A 15,859-nucleotide genomic window follows, 5' to 3' on the forward strand; every position below is an offset into this window, starting at 1 on the left:
CATGACGGCCCGTACGTCGCTGCCACGCCGCGCGGCTGCCGAACTCATCGGTACCGCCGGCCTGCTCGTGGTCGTGATCGGTTCCGGCATCCAGGCGGCCGCACTCAGCGGCGACGCCGGTGTCGCCCTCCTCGCCAACTCGCTGGCCTCCGCGATCGGGCTGGGGCTGATCATCACCCTCTTCGGGCCGCTGTCGGGAGCGCACCTCAACCCGGTCGTCACCCTCACCTCCTGGTGGGCGCGGCGTACCGGCGGCGAAGGCCTCACCGCCCGGGAGGCCCTCGTGTACACCGTGTCCCAGACCGCCGGCGCCATCGGCGGCGCGGTCCTCGCGGAGGGCATGTTCGGCCGGGTCCCGGGGGCGTTCGCGACCCAGGTCCGCGATGGCGGGCATCTGCTCGTCGGTGAGGTGGTCGCCACGGCGGGGCTCGTCCTCGTCATCCAGGGCCTCGGCCGCAGCGGGCGTCCCAAGCTCGTCCCGGCCGCGGTCGCCGCCTATGTCGCCGCCGCGATCTGGTTCACCTCCTCCGGCTCCTTCGTCAACCCGGCGGGCACTGTCGGACGCAGTTTCACCGACTCCTTCACCGGGATCGCTCCGCAGTCGCTGCCGGGCTTCGTCGCCGCCCAGCTGGTCGGCTGCGCCGTCGGTCTCCTGCTCGCGACCCTCCTCTACGGGAAGAACCCGCCCGCCTCGGCGCCCACGACCCGCACCGCGCCCGCGGCCGAGCCGCCGGCCACCCCTCGGGCCGGGTCCCCGACCCTGCCCGGGACCGTGTCCGTGACTCCGCCCGCGGCCTCCGCCGAGGCCGGGCCCCGGGACGTCCCCGGTACCAGCAAGGCGGCGTACCGGCCCATAGGTTGAGACGGAACCCCCGTTGCCCACAGGCGAGGGGCACTTGTCCACAGCCGTTTGGGCGGGTTTCGGCGGCAATTACATGATCCGCCCTGTGGACTACTGACCGGCCCGTCCCGGCCGCCCGGCGCCCCCGACGCGGCTCGGCGCCCGGCCGCTACCCCTCGCCCCGGCGCGCCAGGTCGTTCATCATCCGGGCCTGCAGCTCCCGCTCCGTCGCGGCCCGGACGAACTCCGCCACGTTCTCGGCGCCCACCAGCTCCTGCACCGCCCGCACCGTAGCGGCCGGCAGCGCCACCGGCGCGAGACCCCTCGGCTGCGGCGGGCCGGCGGCCCCGAGGTGCCGCTGGAGGTGCCGGGTCGCGAACAGCCGCATCGCGCGAGCCAGCTCCGCGTCCACGGTCTGCTGGGCCAGCGGGCGCAGCCGCCGCACCATCGTGGCGGCCTCCGCAGCGTCCGCGTCCGTCGGAGGCACCTGCCCGAGATAGCGGGCGAAGACGTGCTCGGTGGTGAACTCAAGGAATCGCGTGGCGATGTGCTCCACCTGTCCCCGCAGCTCCCGCAGGTGCCCGGTGATCGCCGGCAGCGGCACCCCGGCCGCGTACAGTTCGGCGGCCACCGCCAGCTCCTGCGGCGAGGGCACCAGGAACTGGTCCGGGCGTCCCGGGATCCGCTCCAGCACCCCGAGGTCGCAGGCCTCGCCGACCGCGTCGTCGTCGGGCCGGCCGCCGAACCGTCGGTTCAGCTCCTCCCGGGATATCCGGGCCGCCTCCTCGTCGGTCCACGGCCCGTGCACCTCGGCGACCAGGCCCAGGACGCCGCCCAGCCCGCGCCCCGCGTCCCAGGCCTCCAGCAGCTCCTTGATGGAGGCCAGGGTGTAGCCGCGGTCCAGCAGGTCCGCGATCTGGCGCAGCCGAGCCAGATGCGTGTCCCGGTAGACGTTCGAACGCCCCCGCCGCTCCGGCTTCGGCAGCAGGCCCCGGTCCTGGTAGGCGCGGATCGTGCGGACCGTCGCCCCGCTGTGGTGCGCCAAATCCTCGATCCGGTACTCGGCTACTGCCTGATCGGACAATCCCGGCTCCCTACGACATCGCGGCTCGGCCGACCGCGCCCGCGGCGGTCCGGGCGGCGGGCGAGGCCGCGAGGCGCTCGACCGCCCTGCGCAGCGAGCCCTCCTGCGAGGGATGGTACGACCGCCGGCAGGAGCGGGGTATGCCCGTACCGTGCTCTCTGCTCGCCGGGGCGATCGGATACGGGTCGGTCCGCGTCGCCGTACCCGCGAGCCCGTTCACAACCGCGGTTCCAGCCTCGCCAGGGCCCGCAGCGTGCGCGGGGCGAAGCGGGACAGCCACAGCGCCCCCTTGGACTCAGGGGTCACGGGGACCACGGCCTCGTTGTGGACCACGGCCCGCAGGATCGCGTCGGCGACCTTCTCCGGCGGAAAGTTGCGCAGTCCGTACAGGCGCGAGGAGCGCTGCTGGCGCCGCTTCTCCTCCGCCTCGTCCACCCCGGCGAAGCGCGACGTGGCGGTGATGTTGGTGTTGACGATGCCGGGGCAGATGGCGGAGACACCGATCGACTTCGAGGCCAGTTCCGCGCGCAGGCACTGCGACAGCATCAGCACGGCGGCCTTCGAGGTGCTGTAGGCGGGTAGGGTCCTGGACGGCAGGTAGGCGGCGGCCGAGGCGGTGTTGACGATGTGTCCGCCCTGGCCCCGGTCGGCCATCTGCTTGCCGAATATCCGGCAGCCGTGGATGACCCCCCAGAGGTTGACGTCGAGGACCTTCCTCCAGTCCTCCGCGCTGGTGTCGAGGAAGGACCCGGACAGGCCGATGCCGGCGTTGTTGACGAGGACGTCGACGATGCCGTACTCGGCGGCGACCCTCGCCGCGAGCTTCTCCATCGCCTGCTCGTCGCTGACGTCCGCGCACTCGCCCCAGGCGTCGGGAGCGCCGACCAGGCGGGCCATGTCCGCGGTGCGCTCCGCGCCCTCGGCGTCCCGGTCCACGGCCACCACCCGGGCCCCGGCTTCCGCGAAGGCGAAGGCGGTGGCGCGGCCGATGCCGCTGGCGGCGCCGGTCACCAGGACCAATTGGCCGCTGAACCGGTCGGCGTACCTGCCCGGTGCCTTCCGCTCGGGGGCCCGGCGCGCCGGCTCCTCCCGGGAGGTGACGAACTCGCCGATCCACGCGGCCAACTGGTCGGGGCGGGTCCGCGGCACCCAGTGCTTGGCGGGCAGGGTGCGCCGCACCAGGTCGGGGGCCCACAGCTCCAGCTCGTCGTAGAGCCGCTCGGACAGGAAGGCGTCCTCGGTGGGGGTGATCAGCTGCACCGGTACGTGCGCGTAGGCGTCGGGGCGCGGCCGGCGCAGCCGGGGCCGGACGTTGTCGCGGTAGAGCCACGCGCCGTGTGCCGCGTCCGAGGGGAGCGAGGCCGTCGGGTAGGGGCCTGCCGGCACCTTCTCCACGCGCTGGAGCACGGCGGGCCACCGCTTGCCGAGCGGACCGCGCCAGGCGAGCTCCGGCAGCACCGGGGTGTGGAGCAGGTACACGTACCAGGACTTGGCGCCCTGCCCGAGCAGCTGCGCCACCCGGCGAGGGGTGGGCCGCGCCATCCGCTTCTTGATCCAGTGCCCGAAGTGGTCGAGGGAGGGGCCCGACATCGAGGTGAAGGAGGCGATCCGCCCCTCGGTGCGGGCGACCGTCGCGAACTCCCAGCCCTGCACGGATCCCCAGTCGTGGCCGACCAGGTGAACCGGTCGGTCCGGGCTGACGGCGTCCGCCACGGCCAGGAAGTCGTCGGTCAGCTTCTCCAGGGTGAAGCCGCCGCGCAGCGGCTGCGGCGCCGTGGACCGGCCGTGGCCGCGGACGTCGTACAGCACGACGTGGAAGCGGGTCGCGAGCCGCTCGGCGACCTCCGACCACACCTCCTTGCTGTCCGGGTAGCCGTGCACGAGCACGACGGTGGGCCGGCTCGCGTCGCCGAGCTCGGCGACGCACAGCTCGATGCCACCGGTCCGCACCCGGCGCTCGCGTGCCCCGGCGGGTCCCGCGGTTCCTGTCTCGCTCATGCTCTCCACCCCGTCCGTCCCGTCCGTGTCGTCCCTGCCGCGCGCTGCGCCCCCGCTGTTCATGCTGCCTTCTCCTCGGCCCAGCGCCGCACGTGCGGCAGGTCGTCGTCGAGCCAGTACGCGCTCTCCAGGGGGTCGCGCGAGTCGGTGACGACCAGGATCTCCTCGAACTTCGCGCCCGTTCCCCGGAAGCCGAGGTGTGGTTCCACCGCCCACAGCCCGGGCTGCGGTGGATGGTCGGAGAAGCGGTACGGGCTCCACAACGGGGACCAGCCCTCGCGGTGCCCGTGCAGTGCGTCACTGGCCAGCCCCTTGAGGGACTGGGCGCCGAACCCGAACGCCGTGGGTGACCAGCGGCGCTCCCTGACGGGGCCGATCTTGTGGGCGATGACGCCGAAGGGGTAGGCGCGGTGCCGGTTGGCGTACCCCTGCCGCGTCATCAGCCGTTCGACGTTCTCGTATATCTCGCGCAGCGAGCGGCGCTCCCGGACCTGCTCCAGGATCAGCTCGCGGTGCGCCCGCAGGTCGGACATGAGCCGGTCCTGCACGGGATTGAGCCCGAGGCTGCCCGAATAGCCGACATCGGCCGCGCAGCCCTTGAACACCGGTGCCATGTCGAGGATGAACGGCATGCCCGGCTCCAGCTTCCGGTTGGTCGGGAAGAACTGCAGGGGGATCTTGAAGTCGGCGAAGGCGGTGCGGTCCCCGAACCAGGCGAAGGGCAGGTGGAACCAGTCCCGCACGCCGCGCTCGCGCAGCCACTCGCGCTGCATGCGCGCCGCCTCGCGCTCGGTCGTACCGGGGCGCAGCTGCGCGGCGACGGTCTCCGCGCACTCGTACGCGAGCCGCTGAACTTCCCTGAAGCCGCGCAGCTCGGCGGTGAGTCGATCGGTGCGTTGCTTGGTGTCCCCAGCCATGCCAGCAGTCCCGTCCCTGTAGCCGTACGCGCCCGTAACTTGACACTGATGAATGTGACAATGACCGGAGATCACGTCAAGGGCCGTGCACGGACCTGTGGACAAAGTTGACCGGAGCACATCAGCCTCCAGTACGGGTATGTACGCCTCAAGGCGGAGACGGGATCCCACTCCAGGTCTGACGTTTCGCGGCGGCTGCCCCACTAACGTCGAAGCCGTGACTGTCATCGCGACCGAAAGCCTGAGCAAGCGGTATCCCCGAGTGACCGCCCTCGACCGGCTCTCCCTGGACATCGGGCCCGGTGTGACCGGCCTCGTGGGTGCCAATGGAGCCGGCAAGTCCACGCTGATCAAAATTCTGCTGGGACTGTCCCCCGCCACCGAGGGCAGCGCCGCCGTGCTCGGCCTCGATGTCGCCACGCATGGCGGTGCCATCCGTGAACGCGTCGGCTACATGCCCGAGCACGACTGCCTGCCACCCGACGTCTCGGCCACCGAGTTCGTCGTCCACATGGCCCGCATGTCCGGGCTCCCCCCGACGGCCGCCCGTGAGCGCACCGCTGACACCCTGCGCCATGTCGGGCTCTACGAAGAGCGGTACCGCCCCATCGGCGGCTACTCCACCGGCATGAAACAGCGCGTCAAGCTCGCCCAAGCGCTCGTCCACGACCCCCAACTGGTCCTTCTCGACGAGCCCACCAACGGCCTCGACCCGGTCGGACGCGACGAGATGCTCGGCCTGATCCGACGCGTCTACACCGACTTCGGCATCTCCGTCCTGGTCACCTCCCACCTCCTCGGCGAGCTGGAGCGGACCTGCGACCACGTCGTGGTCGTCGACGGCGGCAAGCTCCTGCGGTCGAGCTCCACCAGCGACTTCACCCAGACCACCACGACCCTCGCGGTCGAGGTCACCGACTCCGACACCCACCCGGACGGCACCACCGCCCTGCGCAAGGCGCTCACCGAGGCGGGAGTCACCCTGCACGCCGGCGAGGAGCAGGGGCTGCCCGGCGCCGGCCACATCCTGCTCGTTGAGGCCACCGGCGACCACACCTACGACCAGGTTCGCGACATCGTCGCCGACCTGGGGATCGGCCTGGTGCGGATGGAACAGCGCCGGCACCACATCGCCGAGGTCTTCCGCGACAACGACCCGTCCGCCCAGCTCATCCAGCAGAAGGGAGCCGGTTCCGATGGCGCCTGACACCTCGACCCAGATCCACAACATCGGCTACCGGTCCTACGACGGCCCCCGCCTCGGCCGTGCCTACGCCCGCACGTCGCTCTTCTCGCAGTCCCTGCGGGGCGCCTACGGACTGGGCCGCTCGGCCAAGTCCAAGGTCCTTCCCATGATTCTCTTCGCGGTGATGTGCGTCCCCGCACTGATCATCGTCGCGGTGGCCATCGCGGTACCCGGCTCCACCGACCTGCCGATCAAGTACACGACGTACGCCCTCACCACGCAGGTCATCATCGGCCTGTACCTCGCCTCCCAGGCCCCGCAGTCCGTCTCCCGCGACCTGCGCTTCAAGACGGTGCCGCTCTACTTCTCGCGACCCATCGAACGCGTCGACTACGTTCTGGCCAAGTACGCGGCCATGGCCTCGGCGCTGTTCATCCTCACTGCCACCCCGCTGCTGATCATGTGGATCGGCGCGCTGCTGGCGAAGTTCGACTTCGGTGACCAGACCAAGGGATTCGGGCAGGGACTCGTGTCGGTTCTGCTGCTGTCGCTGCTCTTCTCCGGCCTCGGACTGGTCATGGCCGCACTCACCCCCCGCCGCGGGTTCGGTGTCGCCGCGGTCATCGGGTTGCTGCTCATCCCCTACGGCGCCGTGTCCACGGTGCAGGCCGTCGCCTACTCAACCGGTGCCAACGGCGCCATCGAGTGGATGGGCCTGTTCTCCCCGATCAGCCTGATCGACGGTGTCCAGACCGCCTTCCTCGGCGCCACCTCCGCCTTCCCCGGCGGAGAGGGCCCCGGCGCAGGCACCGGCGTCGTCTATCTGCTGGTCGTTCTCGGCCTCATCGTCGGCTCCTACGCCGCCCTGATGGCCCGCTACCGGAAGGCCGGGCTGTGACCACCATCGACATCGACCACACGTCCCGCTGGTTCGGAAACGTCGTCGCCGTCAACGACGTGACCATGACCATCGGACCCGGCGTCACCGGCCTGCTGGGCCCCAACGGCGCGGGCAAGTCCACGCTCATCAACATGATGGGCGGTTTCCTCGCCCCCTCGACCGGCACCGTCACCCTCGACGGCACACCGATCTGGCGCAACGAGCAGGTCTACAAGCAGGTGGGCGTCGTGCCCGAGCGCGAGGCCATGTACGACTTCCTCACCGGCCGGGAGTTCGTCCTGGCCAACGCCGAACTGCACGGCCTCGACGAGGCGCAGGCCCAGCGGGCCCTGGCCACGGTCGAGATGCAGTACGCCCAGGACCGCAAGATCTCCACGTACTCCAAAGGCATGCGCCAGCGGGTGAAGATGGCGTCCGCCCTGGTCCACGACCCGTCCGTACTGCTCCTCGACGAGCCGTTCAACGGCATGGACCCGCGCCAGCGCATGCAGCTGATGGACCTGCTGCGGCGCATGGGCGACGAAGGACGCACCGTCCTGTTCTCCTCCCACATCCTGGAGGAGGTCGAACAGCTCGCCTCCCACATCGAGGTGGTCGTTGCGGGGCGCCACGCGGCCTCCGGCGACTTCCGCAAGATCCGCCGACTGATGACGGACCGCCCGCACCGCTACCTCGTCCGCTCCTCCGACGACAGGGCCCTTGCCGCGGCCCTGATCGCCGACCCCTCCACCGCGGGCATCGAGGTCGACCTCAAGGAAGGCGCGCTGCGCATCCAGGCTGTCGACTTCGGCCGCTTCACCGAGCTGCTGCCCCGCGTGGCCCGGCAGCACGGCATCCGACTGCTGACGGTCTCGCCCTCCGACGAGTCCCTTGAGTCGGTCTTCTCCTACCTCGTCGCGGCCTGAAAGGAGCTGGCACCCCGATGTACAACCCCACCGTTGCCCGGCTCACCTACCGGGCCCTGCTCGGCCGGCGTCGCGCGCTGATCCTCTTCGCGCTGCCCGCCCTGCTGATCGTCATCGCCATCGCCGTGCGCGCCTTCACGGGCGTGGACGACAAGGTCGCCGCGGACCTCCTCGGAGGCTTCGCCCTCGCCACGATGGTCCCCCTGATCGGTGTCATCGCCGGTACGGGCGCCATCGGCCCCGAGATCGACGACGGCTCGATCGTCTACCTGCTCGCCAAGCCGGTGAAGCGTCCGACGATCATCATGACCAAGCTGATCGTCGCCATCGCCGTCACCATGGCCTTCTCCGCGATCCCCACACTGATCGCCGGCTTCATCCTCAACGGCAACGGCCAGCAGATCGCCGTCGCCTACACCGTGGCCGCCCTCGTCGCCTCGATCGCCTACAGCGCGCTGTTCCTGCTGCTGGGCACCATCAGCCGGCACGCGGTCGTCTTCGGCCTGGTCTACGCCCTGATCTGGGAATCGCTCTTCGGCAGCCTGGTCTCCGGTGCCAAGACCCTCAGCGTCCAGCAGTGGGCCCTGTCCCTCGCCGAGAAGGTCGCGGGTCCGGGCTATGTCGACGCCACCGTCGCCCTGCCCACCGCGGTGGTCCTCCTCGCCGTGGTCACCGTCGGAGCCACCTACTACGCGGGTCAGAAGCTGCGTCGACTGACCCTGGCAGGCGAGGAGTAGGCCCAGGCGGGTCGTCATCGGTGCCTGATCGAGTCGCGTGAAACGCAGCCGACGTTTCACGTGAAACACAGCCACCGTTTCACGTGAAACACGACTGATCGGCTCCGCCCTACTGCTCCAGGTACGAAGGGGCCGCCGGATCCACGGCCGAGGCGAGGGAAATTCGCTGGTACGGGGAGTGGGCGAGGGGCAGAGTGAGTCGTGCGGGGAGCAACAAAAGGTCCGGGGAAGCCACTTCGAGCGCGCCTTGCGGCGCGGGCTTCCCCGGACCTCTCGTACGTGATGGGCCGCTCCGGCTACGCGGCGCCCAGCAGGCGCTCCAGCACCACCGCGATGCCGTCCTCCGCGTTGGAGGTCGTCACCTCGTCGGCCACTGCCTTGAGTTCCACGTGCGCGTTGGCCATCGCCACCCCGTGCGCCGCCCAGCCGAACATCGGGATGTCGTTGGGCATGTCACCGAAGGCGATCGTCTCCGCGGCTTTCACCCCGAGCCGGCGCGCGGCCAGCGACAGGCCGGTGGCCTTGGTCAGCCCCAGCGGCAGGATCTCCACGATGCCGGGACCCGCCATGACGATGTCGACCAGGCTGCCGGCCGTCTGCCGGGCCGCCTTGACGAGCGCGTCGTCGTCCAGCTCCGGGTGCTGGATGTACAGCTTGTTCAGCGGGGCGGTCCACACCGCGGCGGTGTCCTCCAGGTAGAGGGCCGGGAGGCCTTCCTGGACCTGGTAGCCGGGGCCGAACAACACCTCGCCGTCGACTCCGTCCCGACTGGCGGCCAGCGCCAGCGGACCGATCTCCGCCTCGATCTTCGACAGCGCCAGACCGGCCAGCTGCCGGTCGAGTGTCACCGAGGTGAGCAGCCGGTGCGCGCCGGCGTCGTAGACCTGCGCCCCCTGGCCGCACACGGCGATTCCCTTGTAGCCGAGATCGTCGAGCACATGCCGGGTCCACGGCACGGCACGGCCGGTGACGACGATGTGCGCCGCGCCCGCCGCGGTGGCCCCGACCAGCGCTTCACGCGTGCGTTCCGAGATCGTGTCGTCGGGGCGCAGCAGCGTGCCGTCGAGGTCGGTGGCGACGAGCTTGTAGGGAAACGGGGCCGGGCTCACTTGTTGATCGGCTCCAGGAACTCGCGCCCGCCGAGGTAGGGACGGAGCACCGCGGGCACCCGTACCGAACCGTCGGCCTGCTGGTGGTTCTCCAGGATCGCGACGATCGTGCGCGGTACGGCGCACAGCGTTCCGTTCAGTGTGGACAGCGGCTGGGTCTTCTTGCCGTCCCGGTAGCGGATGGACAGGCGGCGGGCCTGGAATCCGTTGCAGTTCGAGGCGGAGGTCAGCTCGCGGTACTTGCCCTGCGTGGGGATCCAGGCCTCGCAGTCGAACTTGCGCGAGGCGGAGGCCCCCAGGTCACCGGTGGCGACGTCGATCACCTGGAACGGCAGCTCCAGGCTGGTCAGCCACTGCTTCTCCCAGTCGAGGAGACGCTGGTGCTCGGCCTCGGCCTCCTCCGGCGCGACGTACGAGAACATCTCGACCTTGTCGAACTGGTGGACGCGGAAGATGCCGCGGGTGTCCTTGCCGTACGTACCGGCCTCGCGGCGGAAGCAAGGCGAGAAGCCGGCGTACCGCAGCGGCAGCTTGTCGGCCTCGATGATCTCGTCCATGTGGTACGCGGCGAGCGGGACCTCGGAGGTGCCGACCAGGTAGTAGTCGTCCTTCTCCAGGTGGTAGACGTTCTCCGCGGCCTGACCGAGGAAGCCGGTGCCTTCCATGGCGCGGGGGCGGACCAGCGCCGGGGTCAGCATCGGGATGAAGCCGGCCTCGGTGGCCTGCGCGATGGCCGCGTTGACGAGCGCCAGCTCCAGGAGCGCACCTACACCGGTCAGGTAGTAGAAGCGTGACCCCGACACCTTGGCGCCGCGCTCGACGTCGATGGCACCCAGGGATTCACCGAGCTCCAAGTGGTCCTTGGGTGCGAAGCCTTCCGCGGCGAAGTCGCGGATCGTGCCGTGCGTCTCCAGGACGCTGAAATCCTCCTCACCGCCGACCGGGACGTCCTCGTGGACGATGTTGCCCAGCTGGAGGAGGAGCTGCTTGGCGGCCTCATCGGCCTCGTTCTGCTCGGCCTCGGCGGCCTTCACGTCCTGCTTGAGCTGCTCGGCCTTTTTCAGCAGCTCGGCCCGTTCCTCGGGAGAGGCTTTCGGGATGAGTTTGCCGAGCGACTTCTGCTCGTTGCGCAGTTCGTCGAAGCGCATGCCGGAGGACCTGCGGCGCTCATCGGCGGAGAGCAATGCGTCGACGAGCTCGACGTCCTCTCCACGGGCGCGCTGCGAGGCGCGGACACGGTCAGGGTCTTCACGGAGCAGCCGGAGGTCAATCACCCCTCCAGGCTACCGGGCGGGGGTTCCTGGGATCACACCGATATCACGCTGCGTGTCGCTATGTCCCAATTGCCGCGAATAGATAAGTCTCGGCGGTCGGCCGGAAGTGATCTGCGGTGGAGGGCCGATGAAAGGGTCCCATTCTCCGAAATGGTGCATGGCGCCTTCGCCGCGGCGGACTGTCTACAGGCCGGGAAAGGCTTCTTTGTCCACAGGTAATACCGCCGACCCCAGGTTATCCACAGGCTGTGTGGCGTGTCTGTGGACACGGATACAGATCAGTCGTCACGGGTGCGAGGGTCCCGGAATTGAGTGCTCAAACCGCCCGCACACACTCATTCGGGTGGGAATGACTCGCCCAAAGAGTTGATCGGCGATACGTGGGTGACAGCGTTCACCCTCCGCTCGCCAGCGCGATACCTGGGTCTCCGGGCCGATTTGTCGACCTTGTCGCGTTACCGTGTCGACTTGTCCCCAGGCTCGCCCTCGCGCCTGTGGATAACTCTGTGGACAGTGGACGAAGGTTCTAAGCCCGCCCGTCGAGGCAGCGCGTCAGCCAGTCGGAGGCAGCCGTGAAATCGCCGTCGGAGGTGCCCGGCCGCGGCGCACGGACGTCACTCTGCGCGATGCCCGCCCGCGGATAGGACCCCAGGAAGCGCACCTGGGGGCACGTGCGCTTGAGGCCCATGAGGGCCTCGCTGACACGCCGGTCGGAGATGTGCCCCTCGGCGTCGACGGCGAAGCAGTAGTTGCCGATGCCCTCGCCGGTCGGCCGGGACTGGATCAGCATCAGGTTGACCCCGCGCACGGCGAACTCCTGGAGGAGTTCGAGGAGCGCGCCGGGGTGGTCGTCTCCGAGCCACAGCATCACGGAGGTCTTGTCCGCCCCGGTCGGAGCGGAGGGCCGGGCGGGGCGGCCCACGAGCACGAAGCGGGTCTCCGCGTTCTCGGCGTCGTGGATCTCGGTGACCAGGGGGACCAACCCGTAGGTGGCCGCCGCGAACTCGCCGGCGAAGGCGGCGTCGAAGCGCCCCTCCTGCACCAGGCGGGCACCGTCCGCGTTGGAGGCGGCGGACTCCCACACGGCGTCCGGCAGGTGGGCCCGGAGCCAGTTGCGCACCTGCGGCTGCGCGACCGGGTGCCCGGTGACGGTCTTGACGTCCGACAGGGCCGTCCCGGGACGGACGAGCAGCGCGAAGGCGATGGGCAGCAGCACTTCGCGGTAGATCATCAGCGGTTCGCCCGAGGCCAGTTCGTCGAGGGTGGCGGTGACCCCGCCCTCCACCGAATTCTCGATCGGGACGAGCGCGGCTGCGGCTTCACCGTTGCGCACGGCGTCCAGGGCGGCCGGTACCGACACCATCGGGACGAGCTCCCGGGTGGCGGCTTCCGGCAGAGTGCGCAGGGCGGCTTCGGTGAAAGTGCCCTCGGGACCGAGATACGTGAAGCGGGTGGCCGACATGGGATCAGCCTAGTGCCGGGCTGCCCGCCGCACGGGTCCTGTTCATCCTTCGAGCAGCCGCTGCCCGACGTACTCCCCGCTGCGGGGTCCGGGCGGCACGGCGTACAGGCCGCTGGACTCGTGCCGGATGAATGCCGACAGCGCGTCCCCCCGGTCGAGCTTGCGCTGCACGGGCACGAACCCGCGCAGCGGGTCCGCCTGCCAGCAGACGAAGAGCAGCCCGGCGTCGGGGGCCCCGTCGGAGCCGATCCCGTCGTGGAAGGAGAAGGGGCGCCGCAGCATGGCCGCCCCTCCGTTCTGTTCCGGGGCCGAGATCCGGGCATGGGCGTTCGACGGGATGACGGGCTTCCCGTCCGCCCCGAGCTTGTCGAGCGCCATCTCGGTGGTCTCGCCACCGCCGGTCAACGGGGCGCCCGTGGCCTTGGTCCGGCCGATGACCCGCTCCTGCTGCTCCAGGGGCTGGCTGTCCCAGTCGTCGAGGAGCATTCGGATGCGCCGGACGACGGCGTAGGAGCCGCCGCCCATCCAGGCGTGCTCGACGGGTCCGGGGCCTGCGTCGGGAACGAAGACCCGACGATCGAAATCGGGTTCCGCGGGCTTCGGGTTGCCGGTGCCGTCGATCTGACCCATGAGGTTGCGCGCGGTCATCGGGGTGTCGGTGGCCCCGGGTGAGCGGTTGAAGCCGTTCATCAGCCATCGCACCCGTGCGGCCTCGCCGGCGTCCTTCTGCACAGCGCGCAGGGCGTGGAACGCGACGAGTCCGTCGTTCGCGCCGATCTGGACCCACAGGTCGCCGTTGCTGCGCCGCTCGTCGAGCCGGTCCGAGGAGAAGTCCGGCAGGGGGTCCAACGCGGTGGGCCTCCGTGCGGTGAGCCCGGTGCGGTCGAAGAAGGAGTGCCCGAATCCGAAGGTGACCGTGAGGGAGGAGGGACCGGCGTCCAGGGCGATGCCGGTGTCGGTGGTCGCGGCGGTCTCCCCCGCCATGAGCCGCCGGGCGGTGTCGGACCAGCGCCGCAGCAGTGCGGCCGCCTCCGTACGACCCGCTCCGGGAGCGAGGTCGAAGGCGACGAGGTGCCCCTTGGCCTGGAGCGGGGTGGTGATACCGGCCTGGTGGTCCCCGTGGAAGGCGACCTCGGTGGCACCGAGCGAGCTCAGGCTGCCGGGGGAGCCCGCGGCGCTGCCGCTCGCGGGCCCGGCCAGCGCCGAGTGCGCGAGGGCGCCGCCGGCGGCGCCGAGTGTGAGCCCGGCGGCGCCTGCGGCGCCGACGGTGCCCAGCAGTCGGCGCCGGGAGATCTCGATGTCGGGGTTGCTCACGGTCACGCTGGTCAGCCGATCTTCACGGTCTTCTGGACGGTCGTCTGGTCGATGTCAGAGGTACGGACGGTCACTTCGATGCGCCATTCGCCGGCGAGCGGCAGCTGGACCCCGGACGCGGTCCAATGGCCGGGGGCGGCCCGGTCGGGGACCAGCGGCAGGGGGCCGATGTCCTTGGCGGGAAGGGTGAAGGAGACCTTGGCCTCGGGGAGGTCGAGGGGTTTCCCGTCGGGGGAGTCGGCCCAGAGGTGAAGGGTGTTGGAACCGACCCGTCCGGGATCGAGTTCGAGTCGGACACTTCCCTTGCCGCTGGGGCCGCCCGTGTCGAAGGGCAGGGTGATTTTGACGGCGCGGTCGGGGACGGCCGTCGCGGAGGAGCCCCGTCCCGCTTCCTGCTGTGCTGCGCGGCCCGGCTCCGTGCTCGTCAGGACGGTGGTGACGGCGAGCAGGACCACGGCTACGGCCGCCTCCGCGAGAACGGAGCGGCGCAGCCCGGCCCGGTCGGGGTCCGCGTCCCGGACTCGCTTCTCGCGTGCGTGGGCGAGGACGGCGCGCTGCCGGGCGAGCTGCGCCGCGCGTTCGGGGCCCACGGCGCCAGTAGCGGCCTCCCCCACGGCTTCGGCAGCGGTCCCGCCCACGGCTTCGGCCGCGTCCGATGTTTCACGTGAAACATCGGGGCGGGCCGGACCGGTTCCGGCGGTTTCACGTGAAACATCGACGGCCGGGCCAGGATCCGCCCCCGTACCCGCCGCTGCCGTCCGAGCCGCCGTCCTGGCTGCCGGCGCGGCCTCCGCCTCCGCCCCCTCCGCCAGCCGGCCGGTCCACTTCCGCGACATGTAAGCGATGCCGATGAGGACGGCGACAAGCCCCACCTTGAGGAGCAGCAGCCGCCCGTACTCGGTGCCGGTCAGGGCGGACCAGGTGCCGAGCTGTCGCCAGGACTGGTAGACGCCGGTGACGGCGACCACCAGGACACTGACGAATGCCACCTTGGAGAACCGCCGCACCGCGGCGCGCTCGATACCGGGTGCCCTACGGAGGGCGACGAGCAGCGCGGCGAGACCTCCGAGCCAGGTGGCGACGCCGAGCAGGTGCAGGATGTCGACCGGCATGGCGATACCGGGCTGGATACCGGTGGAGGCGTGCTCGGACAGGGCCCAGGTCGCGGCGATACCGCCGGATACGACGGCGCCGCCCACGGCCAGGCCGAAGGTGAGGTCACGGGTGTCCCGCGCCTGCTCCCCTGCCCCGCCGTCGTCTCCGGCCCCGGTTCCGTCCTTCGCCTCCACCTGCTGACGCCGGGCGTACGCGTCGAAGAGCACCGCGATGAAGGGGGCTGCGGCGCCCAGGAGGAGGAGCCGGGAGACGAGCGAGGCCCCGGTCTTGGTCTCCAGTACGGCCCTCAGCGCGGCCAGATCGAAGGCGTCCGCGAACGTTCCCGAGCCGGTGTACGGAGCGCGGAGCGCCAGCATCGCGAGGGTGGCCGCGGTGAGGGTGAGCCAGGCGCGTACGACGAGCTTCTGAAGGGAGCGCTCGGCCGCGCCGCGGCGCCAGCACAGCAGGATGAAGGCGGCGCCGCCCACGAGGACCGCGAAGCCGGCGTAGGCGGCGTAGCGGGCGATGCCGTAGGCGATCCCCACGGGCCCGCCCCCCGCCTGCCGGGCGGGAAGGGCGACGCTCGTGGCCGAGGGGGCGCCGATGGAGAAGGTGAAGGCTCCCGAGATGGGGTGGCTGTCGCCGGAGACGGCCTGCCAGGCGACGGTGTACGTGCCGTCGGGCAGGCCGGTGTGCAGGGCGGTGCCGTAGCGGATGACGCCGCCGCCGCACATGTCGCGCAGCTCGCCGGTGTCCACCCGCTTGCCCCGGGGATCCAGGACGCGGATGGAGTCGTCGCCCAGGGCGACCTGCTCCGAGAAGGAGAGAGTGACCTGGGCGGGGGCCGTGGCCACCACCGCCCCGTCCTCGGGGTCGCTCGCGGTGAGTGCGGCGTGCGCCGAGGCCGGGGAGGCCGCGGTGAACAGGGTTGCCAGCAGGGCTGCGAGGACCAGCGCGAGCCGCGGCAGGAGTGCCGTGGCGTGGACGCGGGCCGCGGAGGGGGCGGTGGCCGTCATGGCGTGTCGGTACCTCGGTC

General features: G+C 70.9%; 13 protein-coding genes and 1 pseudogene. 5 read left to right on the top strand and 9 right to left on the bottom strand.

Features of this window, described 5'->3' with window-relative positions:
- Position 1: 1 nt before the first annotated feature.
- Positions 2 to 862 (top strand): aquaporin, encoded by an 861-nt coding sequence (locus tag ACFWUQ_RS00745; protein WP_384531218.1) that lies wholly within the window; start codon positions 2 to 4, stop codon positions 860 to 862.
- Positions 863 to 1,010: 148 nt separating this feature from the next.
- Here the strand turns inward: ACFWUQ_RS00745 and ACFWUQ_RS00750 are convergent, their stop codons facing one another.
- The 4 genes and pseudogenes from ACFWUQ_RS00750 to ACFWUQ_RS00765 all read right to left on the bottom strand — a co-directional run bounded on the left by ACFWUQ_RS00750 (position 1,011) and on the right by ACFWUQ_RS00765 (position 4,840).
- The gene (locus tag ACFWUQ_RS00750; protein ID WP_384531219.1) at positions 1,011 to 1,925 is read right to left on the bottom strand and encodes a MerR family transcriptional regulator; all 915 of its coding nucleotides are present in this window, start codon (positions 1,923 to 1,925) and stop codon (positions 1,011 to 1,013) included.
- Between the two features lie 10 nt (positions 1,926 to 1,935).
- Positions 1,936 to 2,085: pseudogene (locus tag ACFWUQ_RS00755) on the bottom strand (metal-dependent hydrolase); the annotation flags it as partial.
- 56 nt (positions 2,086 to 2,141) lie between these two features.
- The gene (locus ACFWUQ_RS00760; protein WP_384531221.1) at positions 2,142 to 3,923 is read right to left on the bottom strand and encodes an SDR family oxidoreductase; all 1,782 of its coding nucleotides are present in this window, start codon (positions 3,921 to 3,923) and stop codon (positions 2,142 to 2,144) included.
- A gap of 59 nt (positions 3,924 to 3,982) precedes the next feature.
- Positions 3,983 to 4,840 (bottom strand): M24 family metallopeptidase, encoded by an 858-nt coding sequence (locus tag ACFWUQ_RS00765; protein WP_384531223.1) that lies wholly within the window; start codon positions 4,838 to 4,840, stop codon positions 3,983 to 3,985.
- 217 nt (positions 4,841 to 5,057) lie between these two features.
- Here ACFWUQ_RS00765 and ACFWUQ_RS00770 point away from each other — a divergent pair, with 217 nt between their 5' ends.
- Genes ACFWUQ_RS00770 through ACFWUQ_RS00785 form a run of 4 tightly spaced genes read left to right on the top strand, consistent with a single transcriptional unit; the run spans position 5,058 to position 8,569 of the window.
- The gene (locus ACFWUQ_RS00770; RefSeq protein ID WP_384531225.1) at positions 5,058 to 6,047 is read left to right on the top strand and encodes an ABC transporter ATP-binding protein; all 990 of its coding nucleotides are present in this window, start codon (positions 5,058 to 5,060) and stop codon (positions 6,045 to 6,047) included.
- The gene (locus ACFWUQ_RS00775) at positions 6,037 to 6,924 is read left to right on the top strand and encodes an ABC transporter permease subunit (protein ID WP_384531227.1); all 888 of its coding nucleotides are present in this window, start codon (positions 6,037 to 6,039) and stop codon (positions 6,922 to 6,924) included. Before ACFWUQ_RS00770 ends, ACFWUQ_RS00775 begins: the two co-directional genes overlap by 11 nt.
- Positions 6,921 to 7,832: an ABC transporter ATP-binding protein gene (locus ACFWUQ_RS00780; RefSeq protein WP_384531229.1), complete on the top strand. Its 912-nt coding sequence runs from the start codon at positions 6,921 to 6,923 to the stop codon at positions 7,830 to 7,832. The genes ACFWUQ_RS00775 and ACFWUQ_RS00780 overlap by 4 nt, the downstream gene beginning before the upstream one ends.
- Positions 7,833 to 7,849: 17 nt before the next feature.
- The gene (locus ACFWUQ_RS00785) at positions 7,850 to 8,569 is read left to right on the top strand and encodes an ABC transporter permease (protein ID WP_384531231.1); all 720 of its coding nucleotides are present in this window, start codon (positions 7,850 to 7,852) and stop codon (positions 8,567 to 8,569) included.
- 296 nt (positions 8,570 to 8,865) lie between these two features.
- Here ACFWUQ_RS00785 and ACFWUQ_RS00790 read toward each other — a convergent pair whose 3' ends face one another.
- From ACFWUQ_RS00790 to ACFWUQ_RS00810, 5 genes are all read right to left on the bottom strand, one after another.
- Entirely contained in the window at positions 8,866 to 9,678 is an 813-nt protein-coding gene (locus ACFWUQ_RS00790; RefSeq protein ID WP_384531233.1) for an HAD family hydrolase, read from the bottom strand.
- Positions 9,675 to 10,952 carry a serine--tRNA ligase gene (gene serS / locus ACFWUQ_RS00795; RefSeq protein WP_384531235.1) on the bottom strand — a complete coding sequence of 426 codons (1,278 nt, stop codon included), beginning with the start codon at positions 10,950 to 10,952 and terminating at the stop codon, positions 9,675 to 9,677. Before serS ends, ACFWUQ_RS00790 begins: the two co-directional genes overlap by 4 nt.
- A gap of 526 nt (positions 10,953 to 11,478) precedes the next feature.
- A complete protein-coding gene (gene pheA / locus ACFWUQ_RS00800; protein WP_384531236.1) occupies positions 11,479 to 12,414 on the bottom strand; it encodes a prephenate dehydratase in 936 nt (311 codons plus the stop codon).
- A 42-nt stretch (positions 12,415 to 12,456) separates the two neighbouring features.
- Positions 12,457 to 13,743 carry an iron uptake transporter deferrochelatase/peroxidase subunit gene (gene efeB, locus ACFWUQ_RS00805; protein ID WP_384531345.1) on the bottom strand — a complete coding sequence of 429 codons (1,287 nt, stop codon included), beginning with the start codon at positions 13,741 to 13,743 and terminating at the stop codon, positions 12,457 to 12,459.
- Positions 13,740 to 15,839 carry a copper resistance CopC/CopD family protein gene (locus ACFWUQ_RS00810; protein WP_384531238.1) on the bottom strand — a complete coding sequence of 700 codons (2,100 nt, stop codon included), beginning with the start codon at positions 15,837 to 15,839 and terminating at the stop codon, positions 13,740 to 13,742. The genes efeB and ACFWUQ_RS00810 overlap by 4 nt, the downstream gene beginning before the upstream one ends.
- Between the last annotated feature and the right edge of the window lie 20 nt (positions 15,840 to 15,859).

The organism is Streptomyces sp. NPDC058662, assembly GCF_042716255.1.
Lineage (GTDB): Bacteria > Actinomycetota > Actinomycetes > Streptomycetales > Streptomycetaceae > Streptomyces.

Bases quoted from the DNA above. Each gene is read 5' to 3' on its own strand.
- ACFWUQ_RS00775 (WP_384531227.1), top strand. From the start codon at position 6,037: ATGGCGCCTGACACCTCGACCCAGATCCACAACATCGGCTACCGGTCC.
- ACFWUQ_RS00810 (WP_384531238.1), bottom strand. From the start codon at position 15,839: ATGACGGCCACCGCCCCCTCCGCGGCCCGCGTCCACGCCACGGCACTC.
- pheA (WP_384531236.1), bottom strand. From the start codon at position 12,414: ATGTCGGCCACCCGCTTCACGTATCTCGGTCCCGAGGGCACTTTCACC.
- ACFWUQ_RS00765 (WP_384531223.1), bottom strand. From the start codon at position 4,840: ATGGCTGGGGACACCAAGCAACGCACCGATCGACTCACCGCCGAGCTG.
- ACFWUQ_RS00785 (WP_384531231.1), top strand. From the start codon at position 7,850: ATGTACAACCCCACCGTTGCCCGGCTCACCTACCGGGCCCTGCTCGGC.
- ACFWUQ_RS00760 (WP_384531221.1), bottom strand. From the start codon at position 3,923: ATGAGCGAGACAGGAACCGCGGGACCCGCCGGGGCACGCGAGCGCCGG.
- ACFWUQ_RS00745 (WP_384531218.1), top strand. From the start codon at position 2: ATGACGGCCCGTACGTCGCTGCCACGCCGCGCGGCTGCCGAACTCATC.